General features: G+C 59.5%; 26 protein-coding genes and 1 pseudogene. 10 read left to right on the top strand and 17 right to left on the bottom strand.

Annotation, left to right across the window (positions count from 1 at the left end):
* Positions 1-63: 63 nt before the first annotated feature.
* The 5 genes from SPE70_RS05085 to SPE70_RS05065 all read right to left on the bottom strand — a co-directional run bounded on the left by SPE70_RS05085 (position 64) and on the right by SPE70_RS05065 (position 4,607).
* Positions 64-381, bottom strand: a complete 318-nt coding sequence (locus SPE70_RS05085; protein WP_008805345.1) for a PsiF family protein — start codon at positions 379-381, stop codon at positions 64-66.
* A 91-nt stretch (positions 382-472) separates the two neighbouring features.
* Positions 473-1,903 carry an alkaline phosphatase gene (phoA, locus tag SPE70_RS05080; RefSeq protein ID WP_008805344.1) on the bottom strand — a complete coding sequence of 477 codons (1,431 nt, stop codon included), beginning with the start codon at positions 1,901-1,903 and terminating at the stop codon, positions 473-475.
* 90 nt (positions 1,904-1,993) lie between these two features.
* Positions 1,994-2,254 carry an anti-adapter protein IraP gene (gene iraP / locus SPE70_RS05075; protein ID WP_008805343.1) on the bottom strand — a complete coding sequence of 87 codons (261 nt, stop codon included), beginning with the start codon at positions 2,252-2,254 and terminating at the stop codon, positions 1,994-1,996.
* Positions 2,255-2,554: 300 nt separating this feature from the next.
* Complete coding sequence (locus SPE70_RS05070; protein ID WP_008805342.1) at positions 2,555-3,754, bottom strand: multidrug efflux MFS transporter; 1,200 nt, start codon at positions 3,752-3,754, stop codon at positions 2,555-2,557.
* Positions 3,755-3,923: 169 nt separating this feature from the next.
* On the bottom strand, positions 3,924-4,607 hold the full coding sequence (locus SPE70_RS05065; protein WP_023297115.1) for an extensin-like domain-containing protein: 684 nt from the start codon (positions 4,605-4,607) through the stop codon (positions 3,924-3,926).
* Between the two features lie 99 nt (positions 4,608-4,706).
* Here SPE70_RS05065 and ddlA point away from each other — a divergent pair, with 99 nt between their 5' ends.
* Positions 4,707-5,804 (top strand): D-alanine--D-alanine ligase, encoded by a 1,098-nt coding sequence (gene ddlA / locus SPE70_RS05060; RefSeq protein ID WP_012542722.1) that lies wholly within the window; start codon positions 4,707-4,709, stop codon positions 5,802-5,804.
* A gap of 31 nt (positions 5,805-5,835) precedes the next feature.
* Here the strand turns inward: ddlA and SPE70_RS05055 are convergent, their stop codons facing one another.
* Entirely contained in the window at positions 5,836-6,039 is a 204-nt protein-coding gene (locus SPE70_RS05055; protein ID WP_012968852.1) for a DUF2754 family protein, read from the bottom strand.
* 253 nt (positions 6,040-6,292) lie between these two features.
* Between SPE70_RS05055 and SPE70_RS05050 the strand changes: the two genes are divergently transcribed.
* On the top strand, positions 6,293-6,595 hold the full coding sequence (locus SPE70_RS05050) for a YaiY family protein (protein ID WP_012542723.1): 303 nt from the start codon (positions 6,293-6,295) through the stop codon (positions 6,593-6,595).
* Here the strand turns inward: SPE70_RS05050 and SPE70_RS05045 are convergent.
* The 3 genes from SPE70_RS05045 to SPE70_RS05035 all read right to left on the bottom strand — a co-directional run bounded on the left by SPE70_RS05045 (position 6,592) and on the right by SPE70_RS05035 (position 9,567).
* Positions 6,592-7,698, bottom strand: a complete 1,107-nt coding sequence (locus SPE70_RS05045) for a DUF1615 domain-containing protein (RefSeq protein WP_008805337.1) — start codon at positions 7,696-7,698, stop codon at positions 6,592-6,594. The genes SPE70_RS05050 and SPE70_RS05045 overlap by 4 nt on opposite strands.
* 18 nt (positions 7,699-7,716) lie before the next feature.
* Positions 7,717-8,937 (bottom strand): peptide antibiotic transporter SbmA, encoded by a 1,221-nt coding sequence (sbmA, locus tag SPE70_RS05040; protein ID WP_008805336.1) that lies wholly within the window; start codon positions 8,935-8,937, stop codon positions 7,717-7,719.
* A gap of 117 nt (positions 8,938-9,054) precedes the next feature.
* Positions 9,055-9,567, bottom strand: a complete 513-nt coding sequence (locus tag SPE70_RS05035) for an isochorismatase family protein (RefSeq protein ID WP_162493340.1) — start codon at positions 9,565-9,567, stop codon at positions 9,055-9,057.
* Between the two features lie 219 nt (positions 9,568-9,786).
* Between SPE70_RS05035 and ampH the strand changes: the two genes are divergently transcribed.
* The 4 genes and pseudogenes from ampH to SPE70_RS05015 all read left to right on the top strand — a co-directional run bounded on the left by ampH (position 9,787) and on the right by SPE70_RS05015 (position 14,671).
* The gene (ampH, locus tag SPE70_RS05030) at positions 9,787-10,947 is read left to right on the top strand and encodes a D-alanyl-D-alanine-carboxypeptidase/endopeptidase AmpH (protein ID WP_008805334.1); all 1,161 of its coding nucleotides are present in this window, start codon (positions 9,787-9,789) and stop codon (positions 10,945-10,947) included.
* Between the two features lie 105 nt (positions 10,948-11,052).
* Positions 11,053-12,027, top strand: a complete 975-nt coding sequence (gene hemB / locus SPE70_RS05025; protein WP_002890201.1) for a porphobilinogen synthase — start codon at positions 11,053-11,055, stop codon at positions 12,025-12,027.
* 255 nt (positions 12,028-12,282) lie between these two features.
* A pseudogene (locus tag SPE70_RS05020) lies at positions 12,283-12,774 on the top strand (REP-associated tyrosine transposase).
* Between the two features lie 178 nt (positions 12,775-12,952).
* Positions 12,953-14,671: a bifunctional ornithine lipid synthase OlsF gene (locus tag SPE70_RS05015; RefSeq protein WP_136047492.1), complete on the top strand. Its 1,719-nt coding sequence runs from the start codon at positions 12,953-12,955 to the stop codon at positions 14,669-14,671.
* 161 nt (positions 14,672-14,832) lie between these two features.
* On the opposite strand, the gene tauD is transcribed toward SPE70_RS05015, so the two are convergent.
* The 7 genes from tauD to SPE70_RS04980 form a co-directional block, all read right to left on the bottom strand.
* A complete protein-coding gene (tauD, locus tag SPE70_RS05010) occupies positions 14,833-15,684 on the bottom strand; it encodes a taurine dioxygenase (RefSeq protein WP_004144604.1) in 852 nt (283 codons plus the stop codon).
* A complete protein-coding gene (gene tauC / locus SPE70_RS05005) occupies positions 15,681-16,508 on the bottom strand; it encodes a taurine ABC transporter permease TauC (RefSeq protein WP_008805332.1) in 828 nt (275 codons plus the stop codon). Before tauC ends, tauD begins: the two co-directional genes overlap by 4 nt.
* Positions 16,505-17,272, bottom strand: coding sequence for a taurine ABC transporter ATP-binding subunit (tauB, locus tag SPE70_RS05000; RefSeq protein ID WP_004893960.1), 768 nt, complete (start codon positions 17,270-17,272; stop codon positions 16,505-16,507). The genes tauC and tauB overlap by 4 nt, the downstream gene beginning before the upstream one ends.
* Before the next feature lie 11 nt (positions 17,273-17,283).
* Positions 17,284-18,246 (bottom strand): taurine ABC transporter substrate-binding protein, encoded by a 963-nt coding sequence (gene tauA / locus SPE70_RS04995; RefSeq protein ID WP_008805331.1) that lies wholly within the window; start codon positions 18,244-18,246, stop codon positions 17,284-17,286.
* Positions 18,247-18,470: 224 nt separating this feature from the next.
* Positions 18,471-19,403 (bottom strand): homocysteine S-methyltransferase, encoded by a 933-nt coding sequence (gene mmuM, locus SPE70_RS04990; RefSeq protein ID WP_008805330.1) that lies wholly within the window; start codon positions 19,401-19,403, stop codon positions 18,471-18,473.
* Positions 19,390-20,799, bottom strand: a complete 1,410-nt coding sequence (mmuP, locus tag SPE70_RS04985) for an S-methylmethionine permease (RefSeq protein ID WP_008805329.1) — start codon at positions 20,797-20,799, stop codon at positions 19,390-19,392. Before mmuP ends, mmuM begins: the two co-directional genes overlap by 14 nt.
* A gap of 82 nt (positions 20,800-20,881) precedes the next feature.
* A complete protein-coding gene (locus tag SPE70_RS04980; RefSeq protein ID WP_012542728.1) occupies positions 20,882-20,998 on the bottom strand; it encodes a hypothetical protein in 117 nt (38 codons plus the stop codon).
* 74 nt (positions 20,999-21,072) lie between these two features.
* On the opposite strand from SPE70_RS04980, the gene eat reads away from it, so the two are divergent.
* Genes eat through eutC form a run of 3 tightly spaced genes read left to right on the top strand, consistent with a single transcriptional unit; the run spans position 21,073 to position 24,626 of the window.
* Positions 21,073-22,452 (top strand): ethanolamine permease, encoded by a 1,380-nt coding sequence (eat, locus tag SPE70_RS04975; protein WP_008805328.1) that lies wholly within the window; start codon positions 21,073-21,075, stop codon positions 22,450-22,452.
* Positions 22,453-22,461: 9 nt separating this feature from the next.
* Positions 22,462-23,850: an ethanolamine ammonia-lyase subunit EutB gene (locus SPE70_RS04970; RefSeq protein WP_060876164.1), complete on the top strand. Its 1,389-nt coding sequence runs from the start codon at positions 22,462-22,464 to the stop codon at positions 23,848-23,850.
* Positions 23,847-24,626, top strand: coding sequence for an ethanolamine ammonia-lyase subunit EutC (gene eutC, locus SPE70_RS04965; RefSeq protein ID WP_008805326.1), 780 nt, complete (start codon positions 23,847-23,849; stop codon positions 24,624-24,626). The genes SPE70_RS04970 and eutC overlap by 4 nt, the downstream gene beginning before the upstream one ends.
* Before the next feature lie 436 nt (positions 24,627-25,062).
* Here the strand turns inward: eutC and SPE70_RS04960 are convergent, their stop codons facing one another.
* On the bottom strand, positions 25,063-25,206 hold the full coding sequence (locus SPE70_RS04960; protein WP_042929599.1) for a hypothetical protein: 144 nt from the start codon (positions 25,204-25,206) through the stop codon (positions 25,063-25,065).
* Here SPE70_RS04960 and SPE70_RS04955 point away from each other — a divergent pair.
* Complete coding sequence (locus SPE70_RS04955; RefSeq protein WP_004147267.1) at positions 25,199-26,305, top strand: ABC transporter substrate-binding protein; 1,107 nt, start codon at positions 25,199-25,201, stop codon at positions 26,303-26,305. The two genes, SPE70_RS04960 and SPE70_RS04955, sit on opposite strands and share 8 nt — an antisense overlap.
* The last annotated feature ends 3 nt before the right edge of the window (positions 26,306-26,308 follow it).

Below are 26,308 nucleotides of genomic sequence, written 5' to 3'. Positions count from 1 at the left end.
AGGGTAGGCAGCAATGCCCTGAGTGTTCAAAGAAGAAGGGAGCGGATAAGCGCTCCCTTTTTTTCAGGCTTTCTTCAGGCAGGTACTCATGAAGGTACTGCGTTCATCACCCTTCAACGATTTTGCCGAGGCCGCTTTGTTGCAGTCGCTCATCTTCTGCTGCTGAGGGGTGAGCGCTTTTCCTTGCGACGTAGTGGTCTCTTTTTTCAGGCACTGGCTCATAAACGTTTTGCGCTCATCTCCTTTCAGCGCTTTGGCTGACGCTTGCTGATTGCAGTCCGTCATCTTTTGCTGCTGTGGAGTGGGCGTTTTTTCTGCCGCGCCAACCGCGCTGATAAAGATCAAGCCAAACAGTAGAGTCATTAGTAAGGTTATTTTCATCGCACCATCCTTCTGTGAGTGGATCGTTGTAAGTCTGGACGCAGATAGAAAAAAAACCAGCCGGTGACGCAATTTCGCCACCGGCAGCGACTTATTTCAGACTCAGGGCGGCTTTCATGGTCGAGAACAGGTCGGTCTGGTCGGTCAGGCCGACGACGTTAGCCGCGTGTGGACCGTAGGCCGCAATGCGCAGCTGGGTGCCGGTATGCTCCATCGACTCTTCCTCAGAGTTGCCGTAGCTCATGACCATCACTGCGCCATCGTGGGTATTCAGAGCCTGGGTCAGTCCCGGGGCTTTGCTGTCCGCCGGAATGATCTGGCTGGCGTGCGCATGGTCGGCGGTGACGATCACCAGGGTATTGCCGTCTTTTCGCGCAAACTCCAGCGCCTTCTGCACCGCTTCGTCGAGGTCTACGGTTTCGCCGATCTGGCCACACGGATTCGCCGCATGATCCTGTTTATCGATGGAAGCGCCTTCCACCTGCAGGAAGAAACCTTTCTCGTTGCGGCTCAGCAGGTCAATCGCTTTCTCCGTCATCTGCGCCAGCGTCGGCACCGAGGCGTCGCGTTTCGGGTTTGGCGTACAGGTCACCGGCGCCTTATCGATATTGCCGTGATAAGACGCCTTCGGCCCTTCCCAGCGAACCGGCATATTGCCATCGGCGAAGAGACCCAGCAGCGGCTTAGCCTGACTGGCGTCAGTCGCGGCGGCAAGGGAAGCCGCGTCGGTCACAATCTGGTAGCCGCGCGCTTCCGCCTGCTCGCGCAGGGTTTTGCCCTGCCACTCGCCCGCCGTCGCCGTTTCGGCAAAGGTCTTCGCCCCGCCGCCTAAGGTGACATCCGGCCGGGCGTTCAGCAGCTGTTCGGTAATGGAGCCTTTGCCCCCTTTCTCCAGCGCATTGCTGGGGCATTTTTCACTGGTGACCGTGGGGCCGTAACATTTACGCGATGTCACATGCGCCACCAGCGCTGCGGGGGTGGCGTCCTGCAGCTCGGCGGTGGAAACGTTGCCGGTGGCCAGCCCCGCCGCTTTCGCCAGCTCGAGGAGGGTCTGATGCGCGTTCTCATGAATATCGACGCCCAGCGCGCCGTTATAGGTCTTGACGCCGGTGGTCCAGGCAGTGGCGGACGCCGCCGAGTCGGTCACGTAGTCCGGTTTCCCGGTTTTTTTATCCAGCGAATAGTGCGTGTACTGCCCGGTTAACGGCAAGGCGTCAATCCCTTTAAAGAAACCGCCCGCCCCTTGCGCATAATTTCGCGCAGCGGTAATTTCCGAATCACCCATGCCATCGCCAATCAGCAAAATAACGTTTTTAGCCGGCTTATTGATTAACGAGGCGCGCAGCGCTTCGGTTTGATCGCCGGTTAAACGACGCGCGCCGCCGGGAGTGGTGATATCTCCCTGCGCAGCGCGATTTTCCAGAACCGGCGCAGCAGTCGTTTCTGCATGAATAACCGGCGAGCCCAGCAGAGGAACCAGGGCAATAAACAGGGCGCTTAATTTCACTTTTGTCATCTCCATGTAAAAAATACTTAAAAAAAACAAAACGAGGGAGACTTTATAAAAGGGAGATGACAGAAAAATGACGGCATCCTTGTCGTGTCACAAAGACTAGCTACGAGGATGCCGCAACAGCTTCTTTAGATATTGCTGCAGCAGCATCGCATCCTGGTCGTTGACCGGCGGACAGGGCGTCACCTGGTCAATCGCCTGTTCTATATCCTGAATCAATGCCTGCTGGGCATCATGCTCCATATGGCGCAATAATGCGGTGACCACGATCTCCAGCGCTTCAACCTGCACCGTCAGTTCCTTTGCTTCTTCTTCCTTTTGCGCCAGTTTAACCAGTAACTCAGCAATGAGATTCTTCATAGCACCAGTTCCTTATGCGAGGCCTGTTTTTGATTGGGATGTCATACCCGATGACGGACCTCAGAATTACTTAAAATAAGAATCATCGCAACACCCAATATACAGCGAAACGTTTTACCACAACAAAATACCACTATAAATAGTATTGTTTAATCATGGCCGGGGATGGTTATAACCAGATGGCGCAGGAAATAATAAAATGGAATAGCGCTCACGGCATGGCGATAACAAAAAGTAATGGTAAATGTACCGACGGTGAATAACGCTGACGGTATCGCGATAAATACCGTCAGCAGAGGTTCAGGCGTTAGCCCGGCGGGTGCGGCGCAGCATCCATGCCAGCTGCCAGAGGTTAATGAAAACGATAATGGCGGTAGCAATAAACACCCAGCGGAAGCCGGCCATCGCCGATACAGAGGCGCCAATCAGCGGCCCGGCGACGTTGCCCAGATACATAAACGACTGGTTATAGCCAAAGATGCGTCCGGTGACGCTGTCGCTGCTGTATTTCAGCAATAAAGTCTGCACCGCCGGGAGCATCGCGCCATCGGCAAAGCCGAGCAGGAAACGCAGCGTACCCAATTGCAGCGGGGTGGTGACAAAAGACATGGCGAAAAACATCACCACTGCGCAGCAGAGCGTCGCGAGCAGGATCCGCGAGGTACCGATGCGATCGCCTAACTTACCCAGCCGTGGCGCAGAAATCAGCGCCGACACACCAGGCACCGCGGCGATCATCCCGGCCAGAAAGGCGATATTGTTGCTGTCCGGCGCCATCGACTTGATAAACAGCGCCAGGATCGGGCCAATTGAGCCGTTGCACAACTGGATCACCAGGGTGGTGAAGAACAGGCTGATCACCAGCCCCGGATAGGGTAAAGAGGCAAGGACTTGTTTTCCGGTGAGGCGCTCGCTTTTACTGACCTGAGGGCGCCCTCCCTCTTTGATCAGAAACAGGGTCACCAGAAAACTGATGGTCAGCAGGATCGCCGTAATAAAAAAGACCATCCGCAGCCCGACGTGGTCCGCCAGGAAGCCGCCCAGCAGCGGGCCGCCGATCACGCCGCTGATTTGCGCGGTTGATAGCGTGCTCAGCGCCCAGCCGCTGCGCTCGCGCGGCACCTGGGAGGCCACCAGCGCCATGGCGTTGGGGATATAACCGGAGGTTAAGCCCATGATCGCCCGCAGGATAAACAGCTGCCAGACGTTAGTGGCGAAGGCCTGCAGTAAAATAGCAATCGCCATCCCCAGCGAGGCACGCAGCAGCATCAGCTTGCGGCCTTTGCGGTCTGCCAGGCTCCCCCACATCGGCGAGACGATCGCCGAGACAAGAAAAGTCACGCTGAAGGTCAGCCCCGACCACATCGACAGCGCTTCATGCGAGGTAACGCCCAGCTGGGAGACGTAGAGGGGCAAAAAAGGGAGAATTTGACTGATCGCCAGGCCGGTAAAAAAGCAACCAAACCAGACGGAGATGAGATTAACCTTCCAGGATTCCATAACTACGCGTATTCATTAATGATTTGCCAATTATTACCTAGCTTAGCAATTTCATTCCACTGGTGTACTACCATAGATGCGCTGGCGGTGAGTTTGGTGTTTTATGAGTGTGGATGAGAACCTGACGAAGCATTTTCTGGTCATTTAGGCTACTCACAGCGCTTTATGCTCAAAAGCAGAAGCCCTGTCCGCGCATCCCCAGATGAAAATGATTGGCGTGAGCCGCATTGTACTCTGGCCCCAGCGCGTTGCCGAAGTAGTGGCAGCTGTTGTTCAACAGCGCCGCCAGCCAGGGATGCGAGGTCTCGCTCCGCCAGCCCTGCAGGACGCTGACGCGTCGGCCGTCCGCCAGGCGGAAACCGCTGACGTCCAGCGCGTCCGCCGTGGCGTGTTCACTGCGCCGCGCCTGTTGCCGATGGTAGATATTGCGGCAGGCGAAGCTGCCGAGATGATCGATCTGGCGCAGATCGCTCGCCATCAGTTGACGGGTCAGCGGTTTCGCCTGCTGCTCGACATACAGCGCACTGCTCAGCGCCAGCGGGCAGCTGGCGAGGAAACTGCTGCTCAGCGTCACGCTGCCAAAATTCGCTACCCGCACCACGTTATGCAGCGGGCAGCTTCCCTCGCTGTCCGCCACCGGCTGGCTGGCGATAAGCCGGCGGCGATTGGCTTCCGCCAGCAGGGAGGCGCACTGGTCTGCCGTCAGCCTGCGCAGCTTGAATGACGTCAACCAGCCCGGGGGATCGTCAAGCGCCAGCGGCGCCAGCGGATTCAGGTGCGGCGGCAGATAGCGGTATCCTAACAGGCCCGCGCCGAGCAGCCCGGCCAGCACCAGCAGCGTCTTTCCTCTCACGCCCACTCCCGTCAATTGATCAGGTAAATATTATGGCAGGCAGGCAGCGGTTTCACATGGTATGTTATGCCCTTTGATGTTATCTGGATGGAAGTTGAAATGGCAAAGATGAGGGTTGGGATCGTTTTTGGCGGCAAGTCGGCGGAGCATGAAGTGTCGCTGCAGTCAGCGAAGAATATCGTGGAAGCGATTGATAAATCGCGCTTCGATGTGGTTCTGTTGGGTATTGATAAACAGGGGCTATGGCACATCAACGACGCCGGCAACTACCTGCTCAATGCTCAGGATCCTGCCCGCATTGCCCTGCGTCCTTCCACGGTGACCCTGGCGCAGATCCCGGGCCGCGAAGCACAGCAGCTGATTAACGCCGACAGCGGCCAGCCGCTGGCGGCTATCGATGTGATTTTCCCCATCGTCCACGGCACGCTGGGCGAGGATGGCTCCCTGCAGGGGATGCTGCGCATGGCGAATCTGCCTTTCGTGGGTTCCGATGTGCTGGGTTCCGCGGCCTGTATGGACAAAGACGTGACCAAACGTCTGCTGCGCGATGCCGGGCTCGCCGTCGCCCCGTTTATCACCCTGACCCGCGCCAACCGCGCGCAGTTCAGCTTTGCCGATGTTGAAGCGAAGCTGGGGCTGCCGCTGTTCGTGAAGCCGGCCAACCAGGGATCATCGGTTGGCGTCAGCAAAGTTAAAAACGAAGAGCAGTACCATCAGGCGGTGGCCCTGGCCTTTGAATTTGATCATAAAGTCGTGGTGGAACAAGGCATTAAAGGGCGGGAAATTGAGTGTGCGGTGCTGGGTAACGACCACCCGCAGGCCAGCACCTGCGGTGAAATTGTCCTCAACAGCGAGTTTTACGCCTACGACACCAAATATATCGATGACCAGGGCGCGCAGGTGGTGGTCCCGGCCGCCATCGCCCCTGAGATCAACGACAAGATCCGCGCGATTGCAGTGCAGGCCTACCAGACCCTGGGCTGCAGCGGCATGGCCCGCGTCGACGTGTTCCTCACCGCCGACAACGAGGTGGTGATCAACGAGATCAACACCCTGCCGGGCTTTACCAACATCAGCATGTATCCGAAGCTGTGGCAGGCCAGCGGCCTCGACTACACCAGTCTGATCACCCGGCTGATTGAGCTGGCGCTGGAGCGCCATGCCGCGGACCGGGCGCTGAAAACCTCCATGAACTAAAACGCGTTTATCGCGCCTGGCAGCAGGGGTCTCAGGCCTCTTCTGCCGGGCGGCGGCGGATCACCAGGCCCGCGGCCCAGAAGCTAATGACCCAGGTGACCAGACCGACGGCGTAGGATTGCCAGCCCTGTGTTTCAAACCCCAGCAGCCCCACCACCCCATTGAGAATAAAAATTAGCCCCAGCGCCACCGCGTAGTAGTGCCAGTCGCGGCGAATTTTATCTGTGAGCTTCATGCGACCTCCAACAGCAAAAAAACGCATCTTCGCATAGCCGCCCGCGGCGGTCTGTAGCGCGGGAGAGAATGTTGCTGGATTGCGACGCCGCTCTCCCTTTTCCATTCCTGTGGCGCGGTTAACACACCAGCGAAAACAGGATTATTCCTGGACGGCAATTACCAGCAATCTGATACTGACAATGGCCCCTCACTGCCAGAATACCTGCCATAGAGCTGGAGAAAAAACCAGCAGTACAGAGGTGGGAGGGCCTATGGCTGAATTCAGTTTTTCAAAATCGCTTTTGGGAAATAAAAAAAGAGGGGCGTTGACCGGCAGCCATGTCGCCTACGGCCTGTTCGTGCTAGTCTGCTGCTGGGCCGGCGCGCAGATGCTCAGCATGCTGATCCACGCTCCGGGGGTATTTGAACGCTTGATGCAAACGCAGGACGCCAGCCGTCCGCAAGTCGACATCAGTCTCGCCGTTGGCACCCTCTTTGGCCTGATCCCTTTCCTGATCGGCTGCTCGTTCATCGGGCTGCTGGCGCTCATTGTGCGCTGGCGTCAGCGCCGTTAACGCCGCGCCATACAATTTGCCCGCCGCTCATCAACCCGTTTTGCAAACCACGCCGTCGTCAGATTACGGGTAATTTTCGGACTCTCAAGCTGGATCCCTGGCAACATCTCCCGCGGCAGAGTCTTGCCCGCCCTTTTCTCGGCGAGGCGGAAAACCTGCTGATAAAGGTCGGTCTTCTCAAACGCCAGGCTGTCGCCCTTTTTCAACTGGCGGTGGATCTCGCTGTCGCTCATTCCCAACTGGCCCGCCAGACGACGCACCGCCAGCTCGGTGCTGCCCGGTTCCTCGCTGTCGTAGCGGATAAGGTCGCCGTCGAGCGCCAGTTTCACCCCGCTGGCTTTCACCACCGCGTTCTGGAAGGCGGCGTTACGGCTGGCATACCAGCCGGCGTTGAAGTCGGCAAAGCGGTACAGCGGCACGCTGTAGCTGGCCGGGTAATTCAACAGATGATAGGTGCCAAACCACAGGCCACCGCGCAGGCTGAAGACCTCCTGGCGCACCGTCCCGTTCATTTTCCACGGGTAGCCGGAGGTGTGCTGCTCGGCAAAGGCAATGCTGACCTGCATCGGCCCCCCGGTGTGCACCGGGTTAAGTGAACCGAACAGCTTCTGCCCCATAGGCACCATCCCGATAAAGTCATCAAAAATGGCGCTCAGCTGCTTTTCCGTCTTCACATTGTCCAGACGGTCGCTATAGCTTTTACCGTTTGGCGAGGTGATCTTCAGCGCGGTATGGACCAGAAACGGCGGAATGTGCATTTTTTCCGCCCGGCGGTCAATTTCCTGCCAGGCGATTTTATTCAACCCCGGCACCACCGGATCGGACTGATAGTTAGACTCCTGCTGCGCGACCGCCAGCACCGAGCAGACATTCTCTTCCGTCGGCGCCAGCTTCTGGCTGTCAAACGCGGTGGCGATGGCTTGCGCCCAGGCCTCCCGATCCTTGACGCTGGCCGGCATTTTCTGCCGCACCACCGACGCCACGTCAACGGGCTTCTCGCCCTTTTTCAGCGTCGGGGCCTGCTGGCTGGTACAGGCGCTCAGCACCATGGCCGCCAACAGCGTCAATGAACCGGGAATAATGCGCGATAAACGTGCGGCCATCATGCTTCCTTGTCTTAATTAACGTAATGTCGGGATCGCTTCCTGCAGCGGCTTGCCGTCCAGCTCGCGTTCAAAACTGCGCAGACGTTTGTAGATGGACATCAGTTCCACCAGCGTCGTCCACGAGCTAATCAGGTACTGGAACGAGCCGCGCACCTGGCCGAAGACGTTGGTAATTTGCGTCATCAGCCCGAGGGTAATCGTACCGGCAACGATCGACGGAAACAGCAGGAAAAGGCCGAAAACGTTATCCACCTGCAGGTAGAGAATGCGGGCGATATTGAAATACATATAGTGGAAATAGAGACGGAAATAGTTGCGACGCACCGCGCTGAACAGCTCGCGCACCGTCGGCGGCGTGGCGCGGGTTTCATCGTCCTCACCGTAGACCAGCTCTTTACGATAGGCGGCTTCCACGCGCTGGTTTTTAAACTCCAGGCCCGGCAGCTTAATCCCCACCACCGCCAGCAGGCCGGTCCCCATCAGCGACCAGACGATAGCGGCAATCACCAGACCATACGGCAAATGGCCGACGATAGGCAGGTCGGGAACGTGTTCGGAGAGCGTCACCAGCACCGGCAGGAAGGCGATCAAGGTCATCACCGCGTTGATAAAGCTTACCCCCATATCTTCCAGGGTGGAGGCAAAGCGCATGGTATCTTCCTGCACACGCTGCGCGGCGCCTTCGATATGGCGCAGATGCTGCCAGTGGGCCATATAGTGTTCGTTCATCGCCGTGCGCCAGCGGAAGACGTAGTGGCTGACGAAGAAGTTGTTCATCACGCCAATGATCACCGCGATGAGCGCGATGCCGAGAAAGATGCCGATCTCATGATAAAACTGGTTGATGCTGACCTTATGCGGGGTGGCCAGCGCGCTCTGGATCAGGTCGTAGAACGGCGCATACCAGGCGTTGATCGCCACCCCGACTTCCACCAGAAACCAGGTGACGAAGATGATGAGCGACGTGCCGAGAATCGACCAGTACTGCCAGCGATGCGGGCAGTAGACAAACCAGAAGAGTGCAAACACGCCGACGCAAAACAGATAGTAAGCGTAGAACACCAGATAGTTGAGCGACCAGAAGCGCGCCGCGCTGATCGCCACATTTTGCGATGCTCCGGTGACCCGCAGCAGCCAGTCGCCGCCGCCCGCCTGCCAAAAGATCACGGCCAGCAGCGACCAGATAAAGGCAGAAATAAAAAACGGCCCCGGTTTGGGGAAAAAAGATTTAAACATCATTGTCTCCTGCTAACTTCTTATCGTTCTGCTATTGCTGTGTACGACGCATACGTCGGCCGCCGCGTGGATGCGCTCTCGCGGGGCAGACGAATGATAAGACCGGATATCAACAGCTTAGTTCTGCTGCCAGGCGTGCAGAATTGTTTCTGTGGGTTTCACCTGTAAAGGATTGCCAGGAACGGTCAGCGTACGCCACACCTCATTGTAGTGGGCGATAAGCGTCGCGGCCTGCGCGGCGGGGCGGTCGGCGGTGGTATGGGCATCTTCCGCGATCACAATACCGTACCCGCGGCTGGCGCCGTTTTTAATGGTGGTGTCGAGGCAGTAGTCGGTGGCGCAGCCGCAGATAACGAACTGCTGAATGTCGTGTTCGTCCAGCACCTGCGCCAGCGAGGTGTGGTAGAAGGCGTCGCAGGCGGTTTTGGTGACATACAGCGCGCCAGCTGGCTGTTCCAGCTCGGGAAGCAGGGCGAAGCCTTCGCTGCCGGCTTCGAGGCCGCCGGCCTCATCATGCTGAATGAAAATAACCTTGTCCGCCGCGCGCACCAGACGATTAATTTGCGCGACGCAGCGCTCGCGCGCCAGACGCGGCGTGGCGAACACGCCGTTTTGCATATCCACGACCATCACTACCCGTTGAGCCGTCATTGTTCTCTCCCACGAACTTTCAGCCAAACGGTCATCATACGCGGCAGCGGAAAAAGCCGATATCTGAAAGCGTAAAAAAGTCTTTTTTACGCACCGTTACCTTTTTCCTGCAGGAATGTCGTGAATCCCACTTTGTTCTGCGCCACTTCGTAGTATAAATACCCTCTTCTTTTTTATTTATTTAATGGATGATCTCCGTTGAAACGTAGTTTGCTCATTTTTGCTGCGCTGTGCGCGGCGTCGTGGACCTCGGTGCAGGCCGCACAGCCTACCGTTGACCCGGTTTTCGCCTCGGATGTGGTCGATCGTTACGCCAATCATATCTACTACGGCAGCGGCGCCACCGGCATGGCGCTGGTGGTTATCGATGGCAATCAGCGTGTTTTTCGCAGCTTTGGCGAAACCCGCCCGGGGAATAATCAGCACCCGCAGCTCGACTCGGTGATCCGTATCGCCTCCCTCAGCAAACTGATGACCAGCGAGATGCTGGTGAAGCTGCTCGACCAGGGAGTGGTGAAACTCAACGATCCGCTGAGCAAATACGCCCCGCCGGGTACCCGGGTGCCTGACTGGCAGGGAAAACCAATCACCCTGGTTAACCTCGCAACCCATACCAGCGCCCTGCCGCGCGAGCAGCCTGGCGGCGCCGCTCATCGTCCGGTGTTTGTCTGGCCGACCCGCCAGCAGCGCTGGAACTGGCTCTCTACCGCGACCCTGAAGACCGCGCCGGGCTCACAGGCGGCCTACTCCAACCTGGCCTTTGATTTACTGGCGGACGCGCTCTCCACCGCTGCCGGCAAACCTTATCCGCAGCTGTTTGAAGAACAGATCACCCGGCCGCTGGGGATGAAGGACACCACCTTTACCCCGTCACCGGATCAGTGCCAGCGGCTGATGATCCCGGAAAAAGGCGCCAGCCCATGCAACAACACCCTGGCGGCGATCGGCAGCGGCGGAGTCTACTCGACGCCGGGGGATATGATGCGCTGGATGCAGCAGTTCCTGTCATCCGATTTCTATACCCGCAGCCAGCAGGCCGATCGGATGCAGACGCTGATTTATCAGCGTAACCAACTGACCCGGGTGATTGGTATGGACGTGCCGGGCCGCGCCGACGCGCTGGGACTTGGCTGGGTGTATATGAAGCCGAAGAATGGCCATCCGGGGATTATTCAGAAAACCGGCGGTGGCGGCGGGTTTATCACCTATATGGCGATGAATCCGCAGGCTAACGTCGGCGCTTTTGTGGTGGTAACCCGCTCGCCGTTAACCCGCTTCAACAATATGAGCGATGGCATCAACGACCTGGTCAGCGAGCTGAGCGGCGCGCAGCCCAACATGCAGACGGCCAGCCAGTAAGCTCGCGGGGGTTTCGCCGACACGACATAACGATCGTTTTGGCGAAACATCCCCATGCCATTTCAGTTACACTAACGTCTTTCATTTCACAAAATCAGGCAAACCATGACAGATTTAATCACTCGCCCCCGCCGCCTGCGTCAATCCGCTGCGCTGCGCGCCCTGTTTGAAGAGACAACACTGAGTTTGAACGACCTGGTGTTGCCGATCTTTGTTGAAGAAGAAATTGATGATTACAAAGCGATCGAGGCCATGCCCGGCGTGATGCGCATTCCGGAAAAATATCTGGCACGTGAAATCGAACGCATCGCCAACGCCGGTATTCGCTCGGTGATGACCTTTGGCATTTCTCATCACACCGATGCCACCGGCAGCGATACCTGGAATGAAAATGGCCTGGTGGCGCGTATGTCGCGGATCTGCAAGTCCACGGTGCCGGAGATGATCGTCATGTCCGATACCTGCTTCTGCGAATACACTTCCCACGGTCACTGTGGCGTGCTGTGCGACCACGGGGTGGATAACGACGCGACCCTGGAAAACCTCGGCAAGCAGGCCGTTGTCGCCGCCGCCGCCGGGGCGGATTTCATCGCTCCTTCCGCCGCGATGGACGGACAGGTACAGGCGATTCGCCGCTCGCTGGATGCCGCCGGTTTCACTAATACGGCGATTATGTCCTACTCCACCAAGTTCGCTTCCTCCTTCTACGGCCCGTTCCGCGAAGCGGCCGGTACCGCGCTGAAGGGCGATCGGAAAACCTATCAGATGAGCCCGATGAACCGCCGGGAGGCCATTCGCGAGTCGCTGCTCGATGAAGCCCAGGGCGCCGACTGCCTGATGGTGAAACCGGCTGGCGCCTACCTGGATATTCTGCGCGATATCCGCGAACGCAGCGATCTGCCGCTCGGCGCCTATCAGGTCAGCGGGGAGTACGCGATGATCAAATTCGCTGCCCAGGCGGGCGCTATCGATGAAGAGAAAGTGGTTCTGGAAAGCCTCGGCGCTATCAAACGCGCAGGCGCCGACCTGATCTTCAGCTATTTCGCCCTCGATCTGGCCGAGAAAAAAATCCTCCGTTAAACCCGTCCCTCCCCGGTGGCGCTTCGCTTACCGGGGCTACCAAACCTCATCCCCGGTGCGCTGTATTTATCGCGACCACCACACCGTAGCCCGGATAAGGCGCTTGCGCCGCTATCCGGGGACAGGCGCTAACCAATATCTGTAGCTAAAACTTTGCGCGCCGCTTTCCACCTTCTGCGCCTTCTCCTTGGCGTACCGGATTTCGCCTTCTAACGTGTTAAACCACATCATAAATACCGAATTCCAGGAGATCCTGTGGTGGCTTATCGACGTTATTACATTAAGGGGGGAACCTGGTTCTTCACTGTTAACCTTAAAGACCGTAGAAGCATGCACCTAACTGAAAACATAGAATTATTGCGCTACTCTGTCGCCGTTGTTAAACAACATCGCCCCTTTATTATTGATGCCTGGGTGGTGTTGCCTGAACATCTGCATTGCATCTGGACACTACCTCATAATGATGACGATTTTTCTTCACGCTGGTGAGATATCAAAGGCTGTTTTAGCAGAACGTTAAAACGACAACCCCTCTGGCAACCGCGCTTCTGGGAGCATGCCATACGCGATGAAGATGATTACCGCCGACACGTTGATTACATCCATATCAATCCACTTAAGCATGGCTGGGTCACCCGGGTGATCGATTGGCCATTTTCAACCTTTCATCGCGATGTCCAGCGCGGGCTATATCCCCCAAATTTGGCTGGCGATAGCTTTGATCTTAGCTGCGGTGAACGCCGATAGCCTCTCCCCGGTGGCGCTGACGCTTACCGGGGCTACAAATCGGCGCCAACCGTAGCCCGGATGAGGCGTTAGCCGCTATCCGGGAAACCTCCCCCGCTGCGACCGAAACTTCACCCAACTGTAATCTGAACGACATCTCCACCTTCTACTGTCTGGGCAGGACGGAGGAGGAGCCACTATGTTTAGTCTCGACAACGTACTCGATGACCTGTGGCCTCAGGCGAGGCCCGCCCCCTGGCAAAAGAAACTGTTAAAAAAGCTGTTTTATGAGGAAGAGTTTCAACAATTTGCCGATCGTCATCGCCACCTGAAGGGGCTTGATACGGTCGAACAGGTACTGGAATACCTCAATATCCGCTGCGCCATCCCGGCGCACGATCTCGAACAAATCCCCGAATATGGCCCGCTGGTCATTATCGCCAACCACCCCACCGGCACCCTCGACGGCCTGGCGCTCCTGTATGCGGTATCCCGCGTGCGCCGCGATGTCAAAGTGGTCACCAACCGCATGCTCACCCACCTTGAGCCCCTGAGCTCGCTGTTTATCCCGGTAGATAATATTCATGGCCGCACCGCTAAAGCGGCGCTGCAGCAGATGGATCACCAGCTGCAGGCCGGCGGGGTGCTGATCTTCTTCCCGGCGGGGGAAGTCTCCCGCCTCACCCGTCGCGGTATCCGCGATAAAAAATGGCACTCCGGCTTTATTAAGCTGGCGGCAAAATATCGCGCCCCGCTGCTGCCGGCGTGGATTAACGCCCACAACAGCGCCCTGTTTTACGCCAGCACGCTGGTCTCCGACAACCTGCCGCTGCTCCTGCTGATGCAGCAGATGTTTCGCCGGCGCAACAGCAGCCTGCCGGTGCGCATCGGCCAGCAGATCCCCTGGTCGAGCTGGTTCGATGCCAAGTCCAGCGCTCGCGAGCTTACCGGCCGCTGCTATCAGCACCTTGAACAGCTGCGCAAAGGGCTGCCGGGGCGGTTTAAAACCGCAAGCGCCATCGCCCGTCCGGAAGACCGGGCGCTGCTCAAACGCGAACTGCACAAGACCGAATGCCTGGGCCGCACCACCGACGGCAAAGTGATTTACCTCTGGCAGCGCAACGGCCAGGAGGACGCGCCGCTGCTGCGCGAGCTGGGACGCCTGCGGGAAATCGCCTTCCGCGCGGTCGGGGAAGGCAGCGGCAAACGGCGGGATATCGACGGGTATGACGACGACTATCTGCATCTGATCCTGTGGGATGAAGACGATCTGGAAATCGTCGGCGCTTACCGCTTTATGCCGACGGCCATCCAGCTGGCAGAGCGCGGCCTGGAAGGGATCTACAGTTACAGCCTGTTCCATTACGACGGGCGGATGGACGATGTCCTGCAGCACGGCATTGAGCTGGGGCGCAGCTTTATCCAGCCGCGCTACTGGGGGCGTCGCGGGCTGGACTACCTGTGGTCAGGCATCGGCGCTTATCTGGCGCGCTATCCGCACTATCGCTATCTGTTTGGTCCGGTGTCGATTTCTGGCGGGTTGCCGCCCGCCGCCCGCGATCTGCTGGTGGCGTTCTACCGGCTGTGGTTCCCGGCGACGCATCCGCTGGCGGAGTCGCGTCGACCTTATCCGGCGTCGCTGCCCGACGTGCTGGCGCAGTTTGGCGGGGAGGATTACAACGACGACCTGGCCCGGCTGAAGTCCCTGCTCGGCAATCTCGGCTGCGCGATCCCGCCGCTGTATAAGCAGTACTCGGAAGTGTGCGAGCCGGGCGGCGTGCAGTTTATCGATTTCGGCAGCGATCCGGATTTCAATAACTGCGTGGATGGTCTGGTGCTGGTGGATCTCACCTACCTGAAGGCCAATCGCTATCAGCGCTATATTGGCGCGCATCTGGGTGCGCAAAAATCGGCATAAACGCTTTTTCCCGGCTTGCGGCGCGTTGCGCCTTAGCCGGGCTACGGTTCACCGTTTCCGACGGATCGGTCGCCCGGAAAAGCTGCGTCAGGCGCCGCCTCCGGGAAGCAGCGGGCAATGCAGCATCCGCTTTTCTCCGCGACTCGCGGCTGATACAAGCCTTACCCCGCCCGGTAATACGGCTTATCGCCGAGGATCGTCGCCCGGTGCATGATCCGCCGCTGCGGCAGATAGTCGGCGTTGGCGTAATGCTGGGTCACCCGGTTATCCCAGATAGCGACATCGTTCGGCTGCCAGCGCCAGCGCACCTGAAACTCCGGTTTAGTGACATGAGCAAACAGGAAGTTCAGCAGCGCTGCGCTCTCTTTCTCACTCACCTCGACAATTCGCGTGGTAAACCCTTCATTAACGAACAGCGCCTGCTTGCCGGTCACCGGGTGGGTACGCACTACCGGGTGCAGCAGCGGCGGATGCTTCGCCACCGCTTCCTGCCAGCGCCGATGCTCGGCTTCGGTCTTGTTGTACTTATACTCCTGGAACGATTTGCGGAAATCATGTTCGGCATGCAGGCCGCTCAGCAGCTGCCGGAAAGGTTCTGACAGCGCTTCCCAGGCGGCAATGCCGCTGGTCCACAGGGTGTCCCCGCCGGTCGTCGGCAGCTCTTTCGCCGCCAGAATGGCGCCGGCGGGCGGCGTGTCGATAAAGGTGACATCGGTATGCCAGTTGTCATTATCCGGCGGATTATCGTTGTGGGTATCGAGGACGATAATCTCTTCCACGCCAGGGGCGTGAGGGTAGACCGGATGGATATGCAGGTCGCCAAACCGCAGAGCCAGGTCGCGCTGTTGCGCCGGGGTGATATTTTGCTCGCGCAGGAATACTACCTGATGACGCAGCACCGCGTGATACAGCTGTTCAAACTGGTTGTCGCTCAGCGGACGGGTTAAATCCGCCCCGGTCACCTGCGCGCCAATATAGGGCCCCAGCGGGGTAATGCTCAGACGTTCACTCATTGTACTTCTCCATGCCAGGGCGTCAGGCGACGCTGCAGCGCGCGCAGACCCAGTTCCAGTAAAAAGGCGATAATGGCAATCACCGCGATCCCCGCCAGCACCACATCGGTGGCGAGAAACTCGCCGGCAGACTGCACCATAAATCCTAATCCGCGGGTGGCAGCGATCAGCTCAGCGGCCACCAGCGTTGACCAGCCCACCCCGAGACCAATGCGCAGCCCGGTGAGGATCTCCGGCAGCGCGCCGGGGAGGATCACCAGCCACAGCACCTGCGCCCGGCTGGCGCCCAGCGAACGGGCGGCGCGAATGCGCACCTGCTGCGCGCTTTTTACCCCTGCCAGCGCCGACATGGCTACCGGCGCGAAAATCGCCAGGTAGATCAGCAGGATCTTCGAGGTTTCACCGATGCCAAACCAGATCACCATCAGCGGTAGGTAGGCCAGCGGCGGCACCGGACGATAGAGTTCGATCAGCGGATCGAGGATCCCACGCACCGTCGAGTTGAGCCCCATGGCGATCCCCACCGGTACGCCAATAAGCACTGCCGCCAGCAAGGCGATGACGATCCGCGTCAGGCTCGCCGCCAGATGCTGCCAGAGCGTCGCATCCATAAAACCCTGCGGCCCGGCGATGGTGATAAGCTTTTGCAGTACCTGGCCCGGCGGCGGCAGAAACAGCGGGCTAATCAGCTGCAGCGCCGCGACCGCCCACCAGACGGCCAGCAATACCGCCAGAGTCGCCACGCTGAGGGTGAGCTGACGGGAGAGCGGCCAGCGCCACTTCAGCGTCGTCTGACGCGGTTTGTCGTTCAGTACCACGCTCATGAGAAAGCCTCCCGTTGGTCAAACACCCGGCTCAGAATGTATTCCCGCTGTTCAATAAACCGCGGGTCGGATTTGATGCTGCGGCAGGATTCGCCCGCGACAAAGCGACGGCTAAAATCAAGCCGCAGCCGCTCCACCACCCGTCCCGGCCCCGGCGACAGCAGTACCAGCTCGGTGGCCATAAAGATGGCCTCTTCAATGTCATGAGTGATCAGCAGCACCTGTTTGCCGGTCTCATGCCACAGTTTCAGCAGCAATGTCTGCATCTGCTCGCGGGTAAAGGCGTCAAGCGCGCCGAAGGGCTCATCCAGCAGCAACAGCTGCGGATTCGCCGCCAGCGCCCGGGCGATGCCCACCCGCTGGCGTTGACCGCCGGACAGCTGCCAGATAAAGCGTTTTTCCGCCCCTTCGAGACCCACCTTCTTCAGCATCTGCGCCGCCGCTTGCCGGCGCTGCGCTTTATCCACGCCCGCCAGCTGGAGGCCCAGCGCCACGTTATCCTGCACATTGCGCCACGGCAGCAGGCCTTCGTTCTGGAAGACCACGCCGCGCTCTGCGCCCGGCCCGGTCACCCGCTGACCTTCGAGGGTGATGCTGCCGTGCTGATAGGGCACGAATCCGGCAATCAGGTTTAGCAGGGTAGTTTTACCGCAGCCCGACGGCCCCAGCACCACCAACAGCTCCCCACTCTCCAGCGTCAGGTTGATATCCGCCAGCGCCGGTTTACCGCCGTAGTCGGCGGAAAGATGCGAGATTTGCAGCATCGCCGCCTCCTTTACTTCACGAAACGGTCAGTGACGTACTGACGATAATCGGTTCCCGCCGCGGGCACTTTGCCCTGCTCTTTCAGGAAGCGCGCGGTATCGACGATGGCCTGATTGACCGGACCATTCAGCGCCTGCGCCTGCTCAGCGGCGGTCAGGTAGGTGTTCCCCTTCACCAGCCCGGGGACATCGGCTTCCGGCACGCCGCTCAGGCGCGCCAGCTTGCTGATGTTGTCCGGCTGTTTCAGCCATGTTTCCGGGTTGGCGATGTAGGGCTGCTGGGCGTCGATGGCGCTTTTAGCAAAGGCTTTGACGATCTCCGGATGCTGCTCGGCGAAGTCCTTACGGACCACCCAAACGTCGAGGGTCGGCGCGCCCCACTCCCCAACCTGCGCGGAATCGGTCAGCACCTTGCCCTCTTTTTCCAGTTCGTTAACCGCTGGCGCCCAGACGTAAGCGCCATCGATATCCCCGCGCTGCCAGGCGGCGATAATCGCCGGCGGCTGCAGGTTAATAATCTGCACCTGGCCCGGCTTGATGCCCCAGTGTTTGAGCGCCGACAACAGGCTGTAGTGGGTGGTGGAGATAAACGGCACGGCGATGCGCTTGCCGATCAGATCTTCCGGTTTGGTAATGCTTTTTTTCACCACCAGCGCTTCGGAGTTGCCGAGCTTTGAAGCGAGCAGGAACACTTCAATCGGCACCTGCTGACTGGCGGCCACCGCCAGCGGGCTGGAGCCGATATTGCCGATCTGCACATCGCCGGAGGCCAGGGCACGCACCACGCTGGCGCCGCTGTCGAATTTCCGCCAGTCGACGGTCGCGCCGCTGGTTTTGGCGAAGGTGTTGTCCGCCTGGGCGACTTTCGCCGGCTCAGCGGAGGTTTGATACGCCACTGTCACGTTGACCGCCTGCGCCTGGAAGGCGGCGACAGCCAGCGCCGCCAGAAGAGTAATTCGCGATGTGAATGCCATAATGTCTGCTTCCCCTGAGTTGTTATAGGTGCAGTATTTCCGGCATCAGGAGGGAGATGAAGTAATTAAAAATTCTGGCTAATAGCGAATCGTTTTTAGAACAAAAGCGGGAAAGGATAGTTGGTTTTGAGCGGTTGGTGAGTGGCAGATGGTTGGCGCCGGGTGGCGGCGACGGATCGCGCAAAGTGTAGGCCGGGTAAGCGCAGCGCCACCCGGCAAAAAACTCAGCGCTTCGCGTTAAGCGCGGCGATATCCTTCGGCGTGGTGCGGCAGCAGCCGCCAATCAGCTTCGCCCCGGCCGCCAGCCACTGCGGCAGATAATCCGCCAGGGTGGCGCAGGCTTCGCCATGATGGTGCCAGGTCTTGCTCACCGCATCATAATGTTCGCCGGAGTTAGGATAGACCACCAGCGGCAGGGCCGTCAGGCTGTGCAGATGCGCCAGCGCCGCGGGCGTATTTTCCAGGGCGATACAGTTGATGCCCACCGCCACCACCTGCGGGTTATCCGCCAGGGCAGCCATCACCTCGCGTAGCGGCGTCCCATCGCTGAGATGTTCGGCGTCGCGCAGCGTGAAAGAGTACCAGGCGCGGGCGCGGGGATAGTCCTGCAGCAGGGCCGTCAGCGCCTGGATCTCAGCAAATGACGGCAGGGTTTCACAGGCCAGCAGGTCGGCGCCCGCATCCAGAAGGGCTTCGACGCGCGGGCGGTGGAAATCCTGGAACTCTGCCGCGCTGCGCTGATAATCGCCGCGATACTCCGAGCCGTCGGCGAGAAACGCGCCATACGGCCCTACCGAACCGGCCACCAGCAGCGTGCCGGCCTGCGGGTTCTCGGCGAGGTACGCCTCGCGCGCTTTGCGCGCCAGTTCGACGCTTTTGCCGATCAGCGCCCGGGACTGCGCATCATCCAGCCCGCGCGCGGCAAAGCCCGCCGGGGTGGCCTGATAGCTGGCGGTGATCGCCACCTGCGCCCCGGCGCGAAAGTAGTCGAGATGCACATCGCGGATCAGCTGCGGGTTCTCCAGCAGCACTTTCGCCGACCACAGGCTGTCGGCCAGATCGCAGCCGCGGGCCTCCAGCTCGGTGGCCATGGCGCCGTCCAGCAGGACATAAGGCTGGGCGGCAAGCAGAGCAGTGAACGGGTTAGTCTGCGACATGTTGGGACTCCTGAGTCATATTCCGTGAACGAGTGAGATACCAGGCACCATAGCACAGGGCCACAAAGGGGATCCCGCACCACAGCGCAATTCTCTGGCTCGGGTCAAAGGCGAGGCCCACGCAGGCCACCAGGCACAGCACAAACCCCAGAACGGGCACCACCGGATACCAGGGAGCGCGATACTGCAGATCGCTCAGCGCCTTACCCTGCTGCAGATGGCGGCGGCGGAACATAAAGTGCGAGGCGCAGATGCTCAACCACACCGCCACTACCGCAAAACCGGAGATCGCCGACAGCGCCACAAACACCGTATCGGGCGCCACCACGCTGGAGAACAGCGCCAGCACGCCGCCCAGCATACTCACCGACAGCGCGGTCACCGGCACGCCCCGTTTATTGACTTTGGCAAAGCAGGCCGGCAGCGTCTTCTCGTTCGACAGCGACCACAGCATCCGCCCGGAAGCGTACAGGCCGGAGTTAGCCGCCGAGAGGATCGCCGTCAGGATCACAAAGTTGAAAATATCCGCCGCGTAAGGGATGCCCACCTTTTCAAACACCAGCACGAAGGGGCTTTTCTCCACCCCCGCCTGCTGCATTGGGATCAGCGCCGCCAGCACGAACACGGTGCCGATAAAGAAAATAATCAGCCGGGCAATGGTGGTGCGGATGGCGACCGGAATAACCTTATGCGGGTTTTCCGTCTCTCCGGCGGCAATGCCGATAAGCTCCGTCCCGGAGAAGGCGAAGTTCACCGCCACCATGGTCATCAGGATCGGCAGGCCGCCGTGCGGGAACCAGCCTTCGGCGGTGATATTGTGCAGGCCCGGCGCCGGCGAGCCATCCTGCATCGGAATGATGCCGAAAATGGCCGCGCCGCCGAGAATAATAAACGCGATGATGGTGATCACTTTCACCAGCGAGAACCAGAACTCGCCTTCCGCGAAGAAGCGCGTCGAAATGATATTAAGGCCGAAGATCACCGCGCAAAACACCACGCACCAGATCCAGACCGGCACCTGCGGGAACCAGTACTGCATGCAGAAACCCGCCGCGGTGAAGCTCGAACCCAGCGCCACCGTCCACGTTAGCCAGTAGAGCCACGCCACGGTATAGCCCGTCGCCGGGCCAAGATAGCGCGCCGCGTAAACGTGGAAGGCGCCGGTCTCCGGCATCGCCACCGACAATTCACCGAGGCACTGCATCACCAGCCAGACCACCAGGGCGCCAATCAGATACGCCAGCAGCGTCCCGGCCGCGCCGGTGGTGGAGATGATATAGCCGGTATTAAAAAATAAGCCGGTGCCAATCACGCCGCCGAGCGACAGCATGATCAGATGGCGCGTTTTCATGGTGCGCTTCAGTTGCCCACCTTGTTGTTGTGTTGTGCTTTGCATTTTATTTTCTCACGCCAGCCCGCTTGCCCGGGTCATGATGCGTATAAACGTATAGACATCTAAACATCCAAAAGAAGAAGTGTTATACCGTGCCGCCGCGGAAAAAGCAAAGCCGCTGCACCAGGGCACGCGCCGACAGCGTGCAGCCTGCCCCATTTTTGCGCAGCGCCAGCGGGCGCGCCACGCGCTGACGCCTCATCGCGACGGACCACGTTCTGGCACTCTCTTTGCAGCCTGTCGTTCAGAACCTTTCTATCTGGCGAGGCAACACGTATGACAGAGCAAACCACCACCTTAAAAAGAACGCTCGGCAGTTTTCGTTTATGGGGGATCGCCGTCGGACTGGTGATATCCGGGGAGTACTTCGGCTGGAGCTACGGCTGGTCGCAGGCGGGCACGATGGGGTTTATGGTCGTCGCCCTGGCGGTCGCCGCGATGTACTGCGCCTTTATTTTCAGCTTTACCGAGCTGACCACCGCCATCCCGCACGCTGGCGGCCCTTTCGCCTATGCCTACCGCGCCTTCGGGCCCACCGGCGGCTTTATCGCCGGTTTTGCCACCCTGATTGAATTCGTCTTCGCCCCGCCGGCCATCGCCATGGCCATCGGCGCCTACCTCAACGTGCAGTTTCCGGCACTGGATCCGAAATGGGTCGCCTGCGGCGCTTACGTGATCTTTATGACGCTCAATATTCTCGGCGTCGGCATTGCCGCCACCTTTGAGCTGATCGTCACCCTGCTGGCCATCTTCGAGCTGCTGGTGTTTATGGGCGTGGTCGCGCCCGGCTTCTCCTGGAGCCACTTCACCACTAACGGCTGGGCGGGCGCGGAAAGCTTCAGCGGCCTGGCGCTGCCGGGGATGTTCGCCGCCATTCCGTTCGCCATCTGGTTCTTCCTCGCCATTGAGGGGGCCTCCATGGCGGCCGAAGAAGCCAAAGATCCGCAGCGCACCATTCCGCGCGCCCTGGGCGGCGGCATTCTGACGCTGACGGTGCTGGCGATCGGCGTGATGGTCTTCGCCGGCGGCGTCGGCGACTGGCGCGCGCTGTCCAATATTAACGATCCGCTGCCCCAGGCGATGAAGACGGTGGTGGGCAATGGCAGCGGCTGGCTGCATATGCTGGTGTGGCTGGGGCTGTTTGGCCTCGTCGCCTCCTTCCACGGCATCATTATGGGCTATTCGCGGCAGATCTACTCCCTCGCCCGCGCCGGCTATCTGCCCGCCGGGCTGGCGACCCTCAACCGCCGCACCCGCACCCCACATCTGGCGATCCTCGCCGGCGGGGTGGTCGGTATCGCCGCGATCTTCTCCGACTCGCTGATCACCATCAGCGGCATGCCGCTGACCGCCTGTATCGTCACTATGTCGGTATTTGGGGCTATTGTTATGTATATCACTTCCATGGCGGCGCTGTTCAAACTGCGCCGTAGCGAGCCGAAGCTGATCCGCCCATTCCGCGCCCCGCTCTACCCGCTGGCGCCGGCCTTTGCCCTCGGCATGGCGGTGCTCTGCCTGGTGGCGATGGTCTGGTATAACCTGCTGCTGGCGCTGATTTTCGCGGCGATGATGCTCGGCGGCTACCTGTGGTTCCGCAAAACCGCAGCGGCCCGTGAACGGGCGCCAGTGGATCCTCAACTGCGCACGGTCTCCTGAGGAGGCGGCATGTATAAAACCACGCTATCGGGCCAGGTATGGCGCTTTGATAGTCTGAAAACGTTGATGGCGAAAGCGTCGCCAGCCCGCTCCGGCGACGCCCTCGCAGGGGTTATCGCCACCTCAGCCGAAGAGCGGATGGCGGCGAAAATGGCCCTCGCCGAGGTGCCGCTGACCGACATTCTCGACAACCCGCTTATCCCTTACGAGCAGGACGAAGTGACTCGCCTGATCCTCGACACCCATGATGCGCAGGGCTTTGCCGACCTGCGCCATCTGACGGTCGGCGATTTTCGCGACTGGCTGCTGGATGATGCTACCGATACCGCCACGCTGCAGCGGGTCGCCCGCGCCATCACCCCGGAGATGGCGGCGGCGGTCAGTAAGCTGATGCGCAATCAGGATCTGATCCTTGCCGCCAGCAAATGCCAGGTGGTGACGCGCTTTCGCAACACCATCGGCCTGCCCGGCCACCTCAGCGTACGCCTGCAGCCCAACCATCCTACCGACGACCTGAAAGGCATCGCCGCCAGTATGCTCGACGGGCTGCTGTACGGCGCCGGGGACGCGGTGATCGGCATCAACCCGGCCAGCGACAGCTTACCGGTGCTGGCGCAGCTGAACGTCATGCTGGACGATATTATTCAGCGCTTCGCCATTCCCACCCAGTCCTGCATTCTGACCCATGTCACCAATACGCTGCAGCTGATTGAGCGCGGCGCGCCGGTGGATCTGGTGTTTCAGTCGGTGGCGGGAACCGAAGCGGCCAACAGCGGCTTCGGCATCAATCTTGCCATGCTGCAGGAGGCCCGCGAGGCGGCCCTCAGCCTCAGGCGCGGTACCCTCGGCAACAATGTGATGTATTTTGAGACCGGCCAGGGAAGCTGCCTGTCGGCCAACGCCCACCACGGCGTCGATCAACAGACCTGTGAGGCGCGGGCCTACGCCGTCGCCCGTCACTTTGAACCGCTACTGGTCAATACCGTGGTCGGCTTTATCGGTCCGGAGTATCTCTACGACGGCAAGCAGATTATTCGCGCCGGGCTGGAGGATCATTTCTGCGGCAAGCTGATGGGCCTGCCGATCGGCTGCGACGTCTGCTATACCAACCACGCGGAAGCGGATCAGGATGATATGGACACCCTGCTGACTCTGCTGTGCACCGCCGGGCTCACCTTCCTGATCGGTGTGCCCGGAGCGGACGATATCATGCTCAATTACCAGAGCACCTCGTTCCATGACGCGCTGTACGCCCGTCGCCTGCTTGGCTTAAAACATGCCCCGGAGTTCGCCGACTGGCTGGCGAAGATGCAAATTATCGATCCGCACGGCGCGCTGCGGCTCACTGACGCCCGCCATCCGCTGTTGTCCGTTCTGCCGCAAGGAGCCCCTGTATGAACCGTCCCGATGCCTGGAACCCGCTGCGTGAATTTACCGATGCGCGGATCGCCCTGGGGCGCAGCGGCGCCAGCCTGCCGACCCGCGAAGTTCTCAACTTTGGTCTGGCCCACGCCAGAGCGCGGGATGCCATTCATCAACCGTTCGCCAGCCAGCAGCTGGTGGCGCCGCTGGCGGCGCTCGGCCTCGACGCCCTGACGGTGCGCAGCGCCGCGCCGGACCGTCACACCTATCTTCGGCGTCCGGATCTCGGGCGGCAGCTCGCCGACGAAAGCCGCGCCGACCTCGCCGCCAGCGGCGTCCGCCCCGCCGATCTGCTGCTGGTAATCGGCGATGGCCTCTCTTCCTGGGCGGTAGAGCGCCAGGCGGTGCCATTGATCCGCGCCCTGCTGCCCTATCTGCAAACGCTGGGTATCGGCCTGGCGCCGGTAGTGCTGGCGCATCAGTCGCGGGTGGCGCTGGGGGATGATATTGGCGAAACCCTGAAAGCCCGCGCGGTGGCGATCCTGATTGGCGAACGACCGGGTCTCTCCTCGCCGGACAGCCTCGGCGTCTACCTCACCTGGCAGCCCCATCGTCAGCGTCTGGAATCTGAGCGCAACTGTATCTCCAATATTCGTCCGGAGGGATTAAGCCATGACGCCGCCGCCTTTAAACTGGCCTGGCTGCTGGAGCAGGCTTTTTTACGCCGCGTCACCGGCGTGCAGTTAAAAGATGAAAGTGATAATCCGGCGCTGCATGGAAAAATAAAACCATTGCCCCCTTTAAAAGAATAAGTCACACCAGCAGCAGAATAAATTTTAATACTACCGGCGCACCTGAATATTATATTCGGGTGCGCGCTGAAATTGCCCGACGGCGCTTCGCTTGCGCGGGCCTGCGCAAACCGTTCAACCGGTTTATATGGTGGATTTTTCAGGCCGGGTAAGGCGCCAGTCGCCACCCGGCAAAATGCGTTCACCGTAGCAAAAACCGTGTTGTCATCAGCCTTATGCCCCTCCCAGCAGGTAATAAGAATATTGCATGAGTAAAAACGAAACGGACGTTGTAAGGTAAATCAGCGCATTAAAAATACCCGTCATACTTCAAGTTGCATGTGCGTTGGCTGCGTTCTCTCCCCCCAGTCACTTACTTCTGTAAGCGCCTGGGGACTCGCTCACTTGCCGCCTTCATGCGACTCGAATTATTTAGGGTATATATCTCGTTATCTATTCAACATAACAGCCAATAATTCGTCGGACACGCTGGCGAATTATTCCTCAATGTTATGCAGTCATTGATGGTTAAAGATAAATAATCGACCGACGGAGAAATACCCATGAAATCGTTTTCCGGGAAAGCGTCTTTAATGGCCACGCTGGTTGCCGCGCTGGTCGGCGCCAGCAGCGCGCAGGCAGCGGAAATTAAAATCGGGGTGGTATTACCCCTGAGCGGCGCCCTCAGCGGCTACGGCCAGCCGTCGCAGAAAGGGCTGGACATTATTCAGGCCATCACCCCGACGTTAAAAAATGGCGATACCATCAAGCTTATCGTTATCGATGATAAAAGCGACAAAGTCGAAGCGGCCAACGCCATGCAGCGCCTGGTCTCCAGCGATAAAGTGGATGCCGTGATCGGGGAAGTCACCTCCTCCAACACCCTGGCGATGACCAAGATCGCCGACGACAGCAAAACGCCGCTGGTCTCCTCCACCGCCACCAACGACCGCGTCACCCGTAACCATCCGTACGTCAGCCGGGTCTGTTTCTCGGACAGCTTCCAGGGGGTGGTCGGGGCCAATCTGGCCTCCCGCGATCTGAAAGCCAAAACCGCCGCCATCGTGTTTGACAGCAGCAACGACTACTCCGTCGGCCTGGCGAAAGCGTTCCGCACCCAGTTCCTGAAAAACGGCGGCACCATTCCCATCGAGGTACAGGCCCCGGGCGGCAGCAAGGACTTTAAAGCCCAGCTGGCGAGCGTCAAGGCGAAGAATGTCGACATGATTTACATGCCGATCTACTACACCGAAGGGGCGCTGATTGCCGTGCAGTCTAAACAACTGGGGCTCAACAAACCGGTGGTGGGCGGCGACGGTCTGGCCGCGGATCAGGTCTTCTTCGATGTCGGTAAAGACGCGGTCAACGGCTATATGACCACCGATTATTACTCGCCGAACGCCAAAGAGCAGACCCCGGCCGGGGAAACCTTCATCAAAGCCTGGGAAGCCAAATACCAGCAGCCGACCCATACCTGGGGCGCAATGGCGGCGGACGCCTATAACGTCATCGTCAACGCCATGAACCAGTGCAGCGATCCCCACGATCGGGTCTGCGTGAATGAAAAAATCCGCGCCACCAAAGATTTCCAGGGCGTGACCGGCACGCTGACGTTACAGAACGGCGATGCCATTCGCAGCGCGGTCATCAACGAAGTTAAAGATGGCAAGCTGGCGTTTCGTACCGTGGTTAACCCTTAAGTT

Source organism: Klebsiella sp. ZJOU C1, assembly GCF_035620215.1.
In the GTDB taxonomy this organism is placed as follows: domain Bacteria; phylum Pseudomonadota; class Gammaproteobacteria; order Enterobacterales; family Enterobacteriaceae; genus Klebsiella; species Klebsiella variicola.
The sequence above is the reverse complement of the archived record's forward strand: the minus strand, read 5'-3'. Positions and strand labels throughout refer to the sequence as shown.

Coding starts and splice junctions, on each gene's coding strand:
- SPE70_RS05085 (WP_008805345.1), bottom strand. CDS start 381: ATGAAAATAACCTTACTAATGACTCTACTGTTTGGCTTGATCTTTATC.
- phoA (WP_008805344.1), bottom strand. CDS start 1,903: ATGGAGATGACAAAAGTGAAATTAAGCGCCCTGTTTATTGCCCTGGTT.
- iraP (WP_008805343.1), bottom strand. CDS start 2,254: ATGAAGAATCTCATTGCTGAGTTACTGGTTAAACTGGCGCAAAAGGAA.
- SPE70_RS05070 (WP_008805342.1), bottom strand. CDS start 3,754: ATGGAATCCTGGAAGGTTAATCTCATCTCCGTCTGGTTTGGTTGCTTT.
- ddlA (WP_012542722.1), top strand. CDS start 4,707: ATGGCAAAGATGAGGGTTGGGATCGTTTTTGGCGGCAAGTCGGCGGAG.
- SPE70_RS05055 (WP_012968852.1), bottom strand. CDS start 6,039: ATGAAGCTCACAGATAAAATTCGCCGCGACTGGCACTACTACGCGGTG.
- SPE70_RS05050 (WP_012542723.1), top strand. CDS start 6,293: ATGGCTGAATTCAGTTTTTCAAAATCGCTTTTGGGAAATAAAAAAAGA.
- SPE70_RS05045 (WP_008805337.1), bottom strand. CDS start 7,698: ATGGCCGCACGTTTATCGCGCATTATTCCCGGTTCATTGACGCTGTTG.
- sbmA (WP_008805336.1), bottom strand. CDS start 8,937: ATGTTTAAATCTTTTTTCCCCAAACCGGGGCCGTTTTTTATTTCTGCC.
- SPE70_RS05035 (WP_162493340.1), bottom strand. CDS start 9,567: ATGGTCGTGGATATGCAAAACGGCGTGTTCGCCACGCCGCGTCTGGCG.
- hemB (WP_002890201.1), top strand. CDS start 11,053: ATGACAGATTTAATCACTCGCCCCCGCCGCCTGCGTCAATCCGCTGCG.
- SPE70_RS05015 (WP_136047492.1), top strand. CDS start 12,953: ATGTTTAGTCTCGACAACGTACTCGATGACCTGTGGCCTCAGGCGAGG.
- tauD (WP_004144604.1), bottom strand. CDS start 15,684: ATGAGTGAACGTCTGAGCATTACCCCGCTGGGGCCCTATATTGGCGCG.
- tauC (WP_008805332.1), bottom strand. CDS start 16,508: ATGAGCGTGGTACTGAACGACAAACCGCGTCAGACGACGCTGAAGTGG.
- tauB (WP_004893960.1), bottom strand. CDS start 17,272: ATGCTGCAAATCTCGCATCTTTCCGCCGACTACGGCGGTAAACCGGCG.
- tauA (WP_008805331.1), bottom strand. CDS start 18,246: ATGGCATTCACATCGCGAATTACTCTTCTGGCGGCGCTGGCTGTCGCC.
- mmuM (WP_008805330.1), bottom strand. CDS start 19,403: ATGTCGCAGACTAACCCGTTCACTGCTCTGCTTGCCGCCCAGCCTTAT.
- mmuP (WP_008805329.1), bottom strand. CDS start 20,799: ATGCAAAGCACAACACAACAACAAGGTGGGCAACTGAAGCGCACCATG.
- SPE70_RS04980 (WP_012542728.1), bottom strand. CDS start 20,998: ATGAGGCGTCAGCGCGTGGCGCGCCCGCTGGCGCTGCGCAAAAATGGG.
- eat (WP_008805328.1), top strand. CDS start 21,073: ATGACAGAGCAAACCACCACCTTAAAAAGAACGCTCGGCAGTTTTCGT.
- SPE70_RS04970 (WP_060876164.1), top strand. CDS start 22,462: ATGTATAAAACCACGCTATCGGGCCAGGTATGGCGCTTTGATAGTCTG.
- eutC (WP_008805326.1), top strand. CDS start 23,847: ATGAACCGTCCCGATGCCTGGAACCCGCTGCGTGAATTTACCGATGCG.
- SPE70_RS04955 (WP_004147267.1), top strand. CDS start 25,199: ATGGCCACGCTGGTTGCCGCGCTGGTCGGCGCCAGCAGCGCGCAGGCA.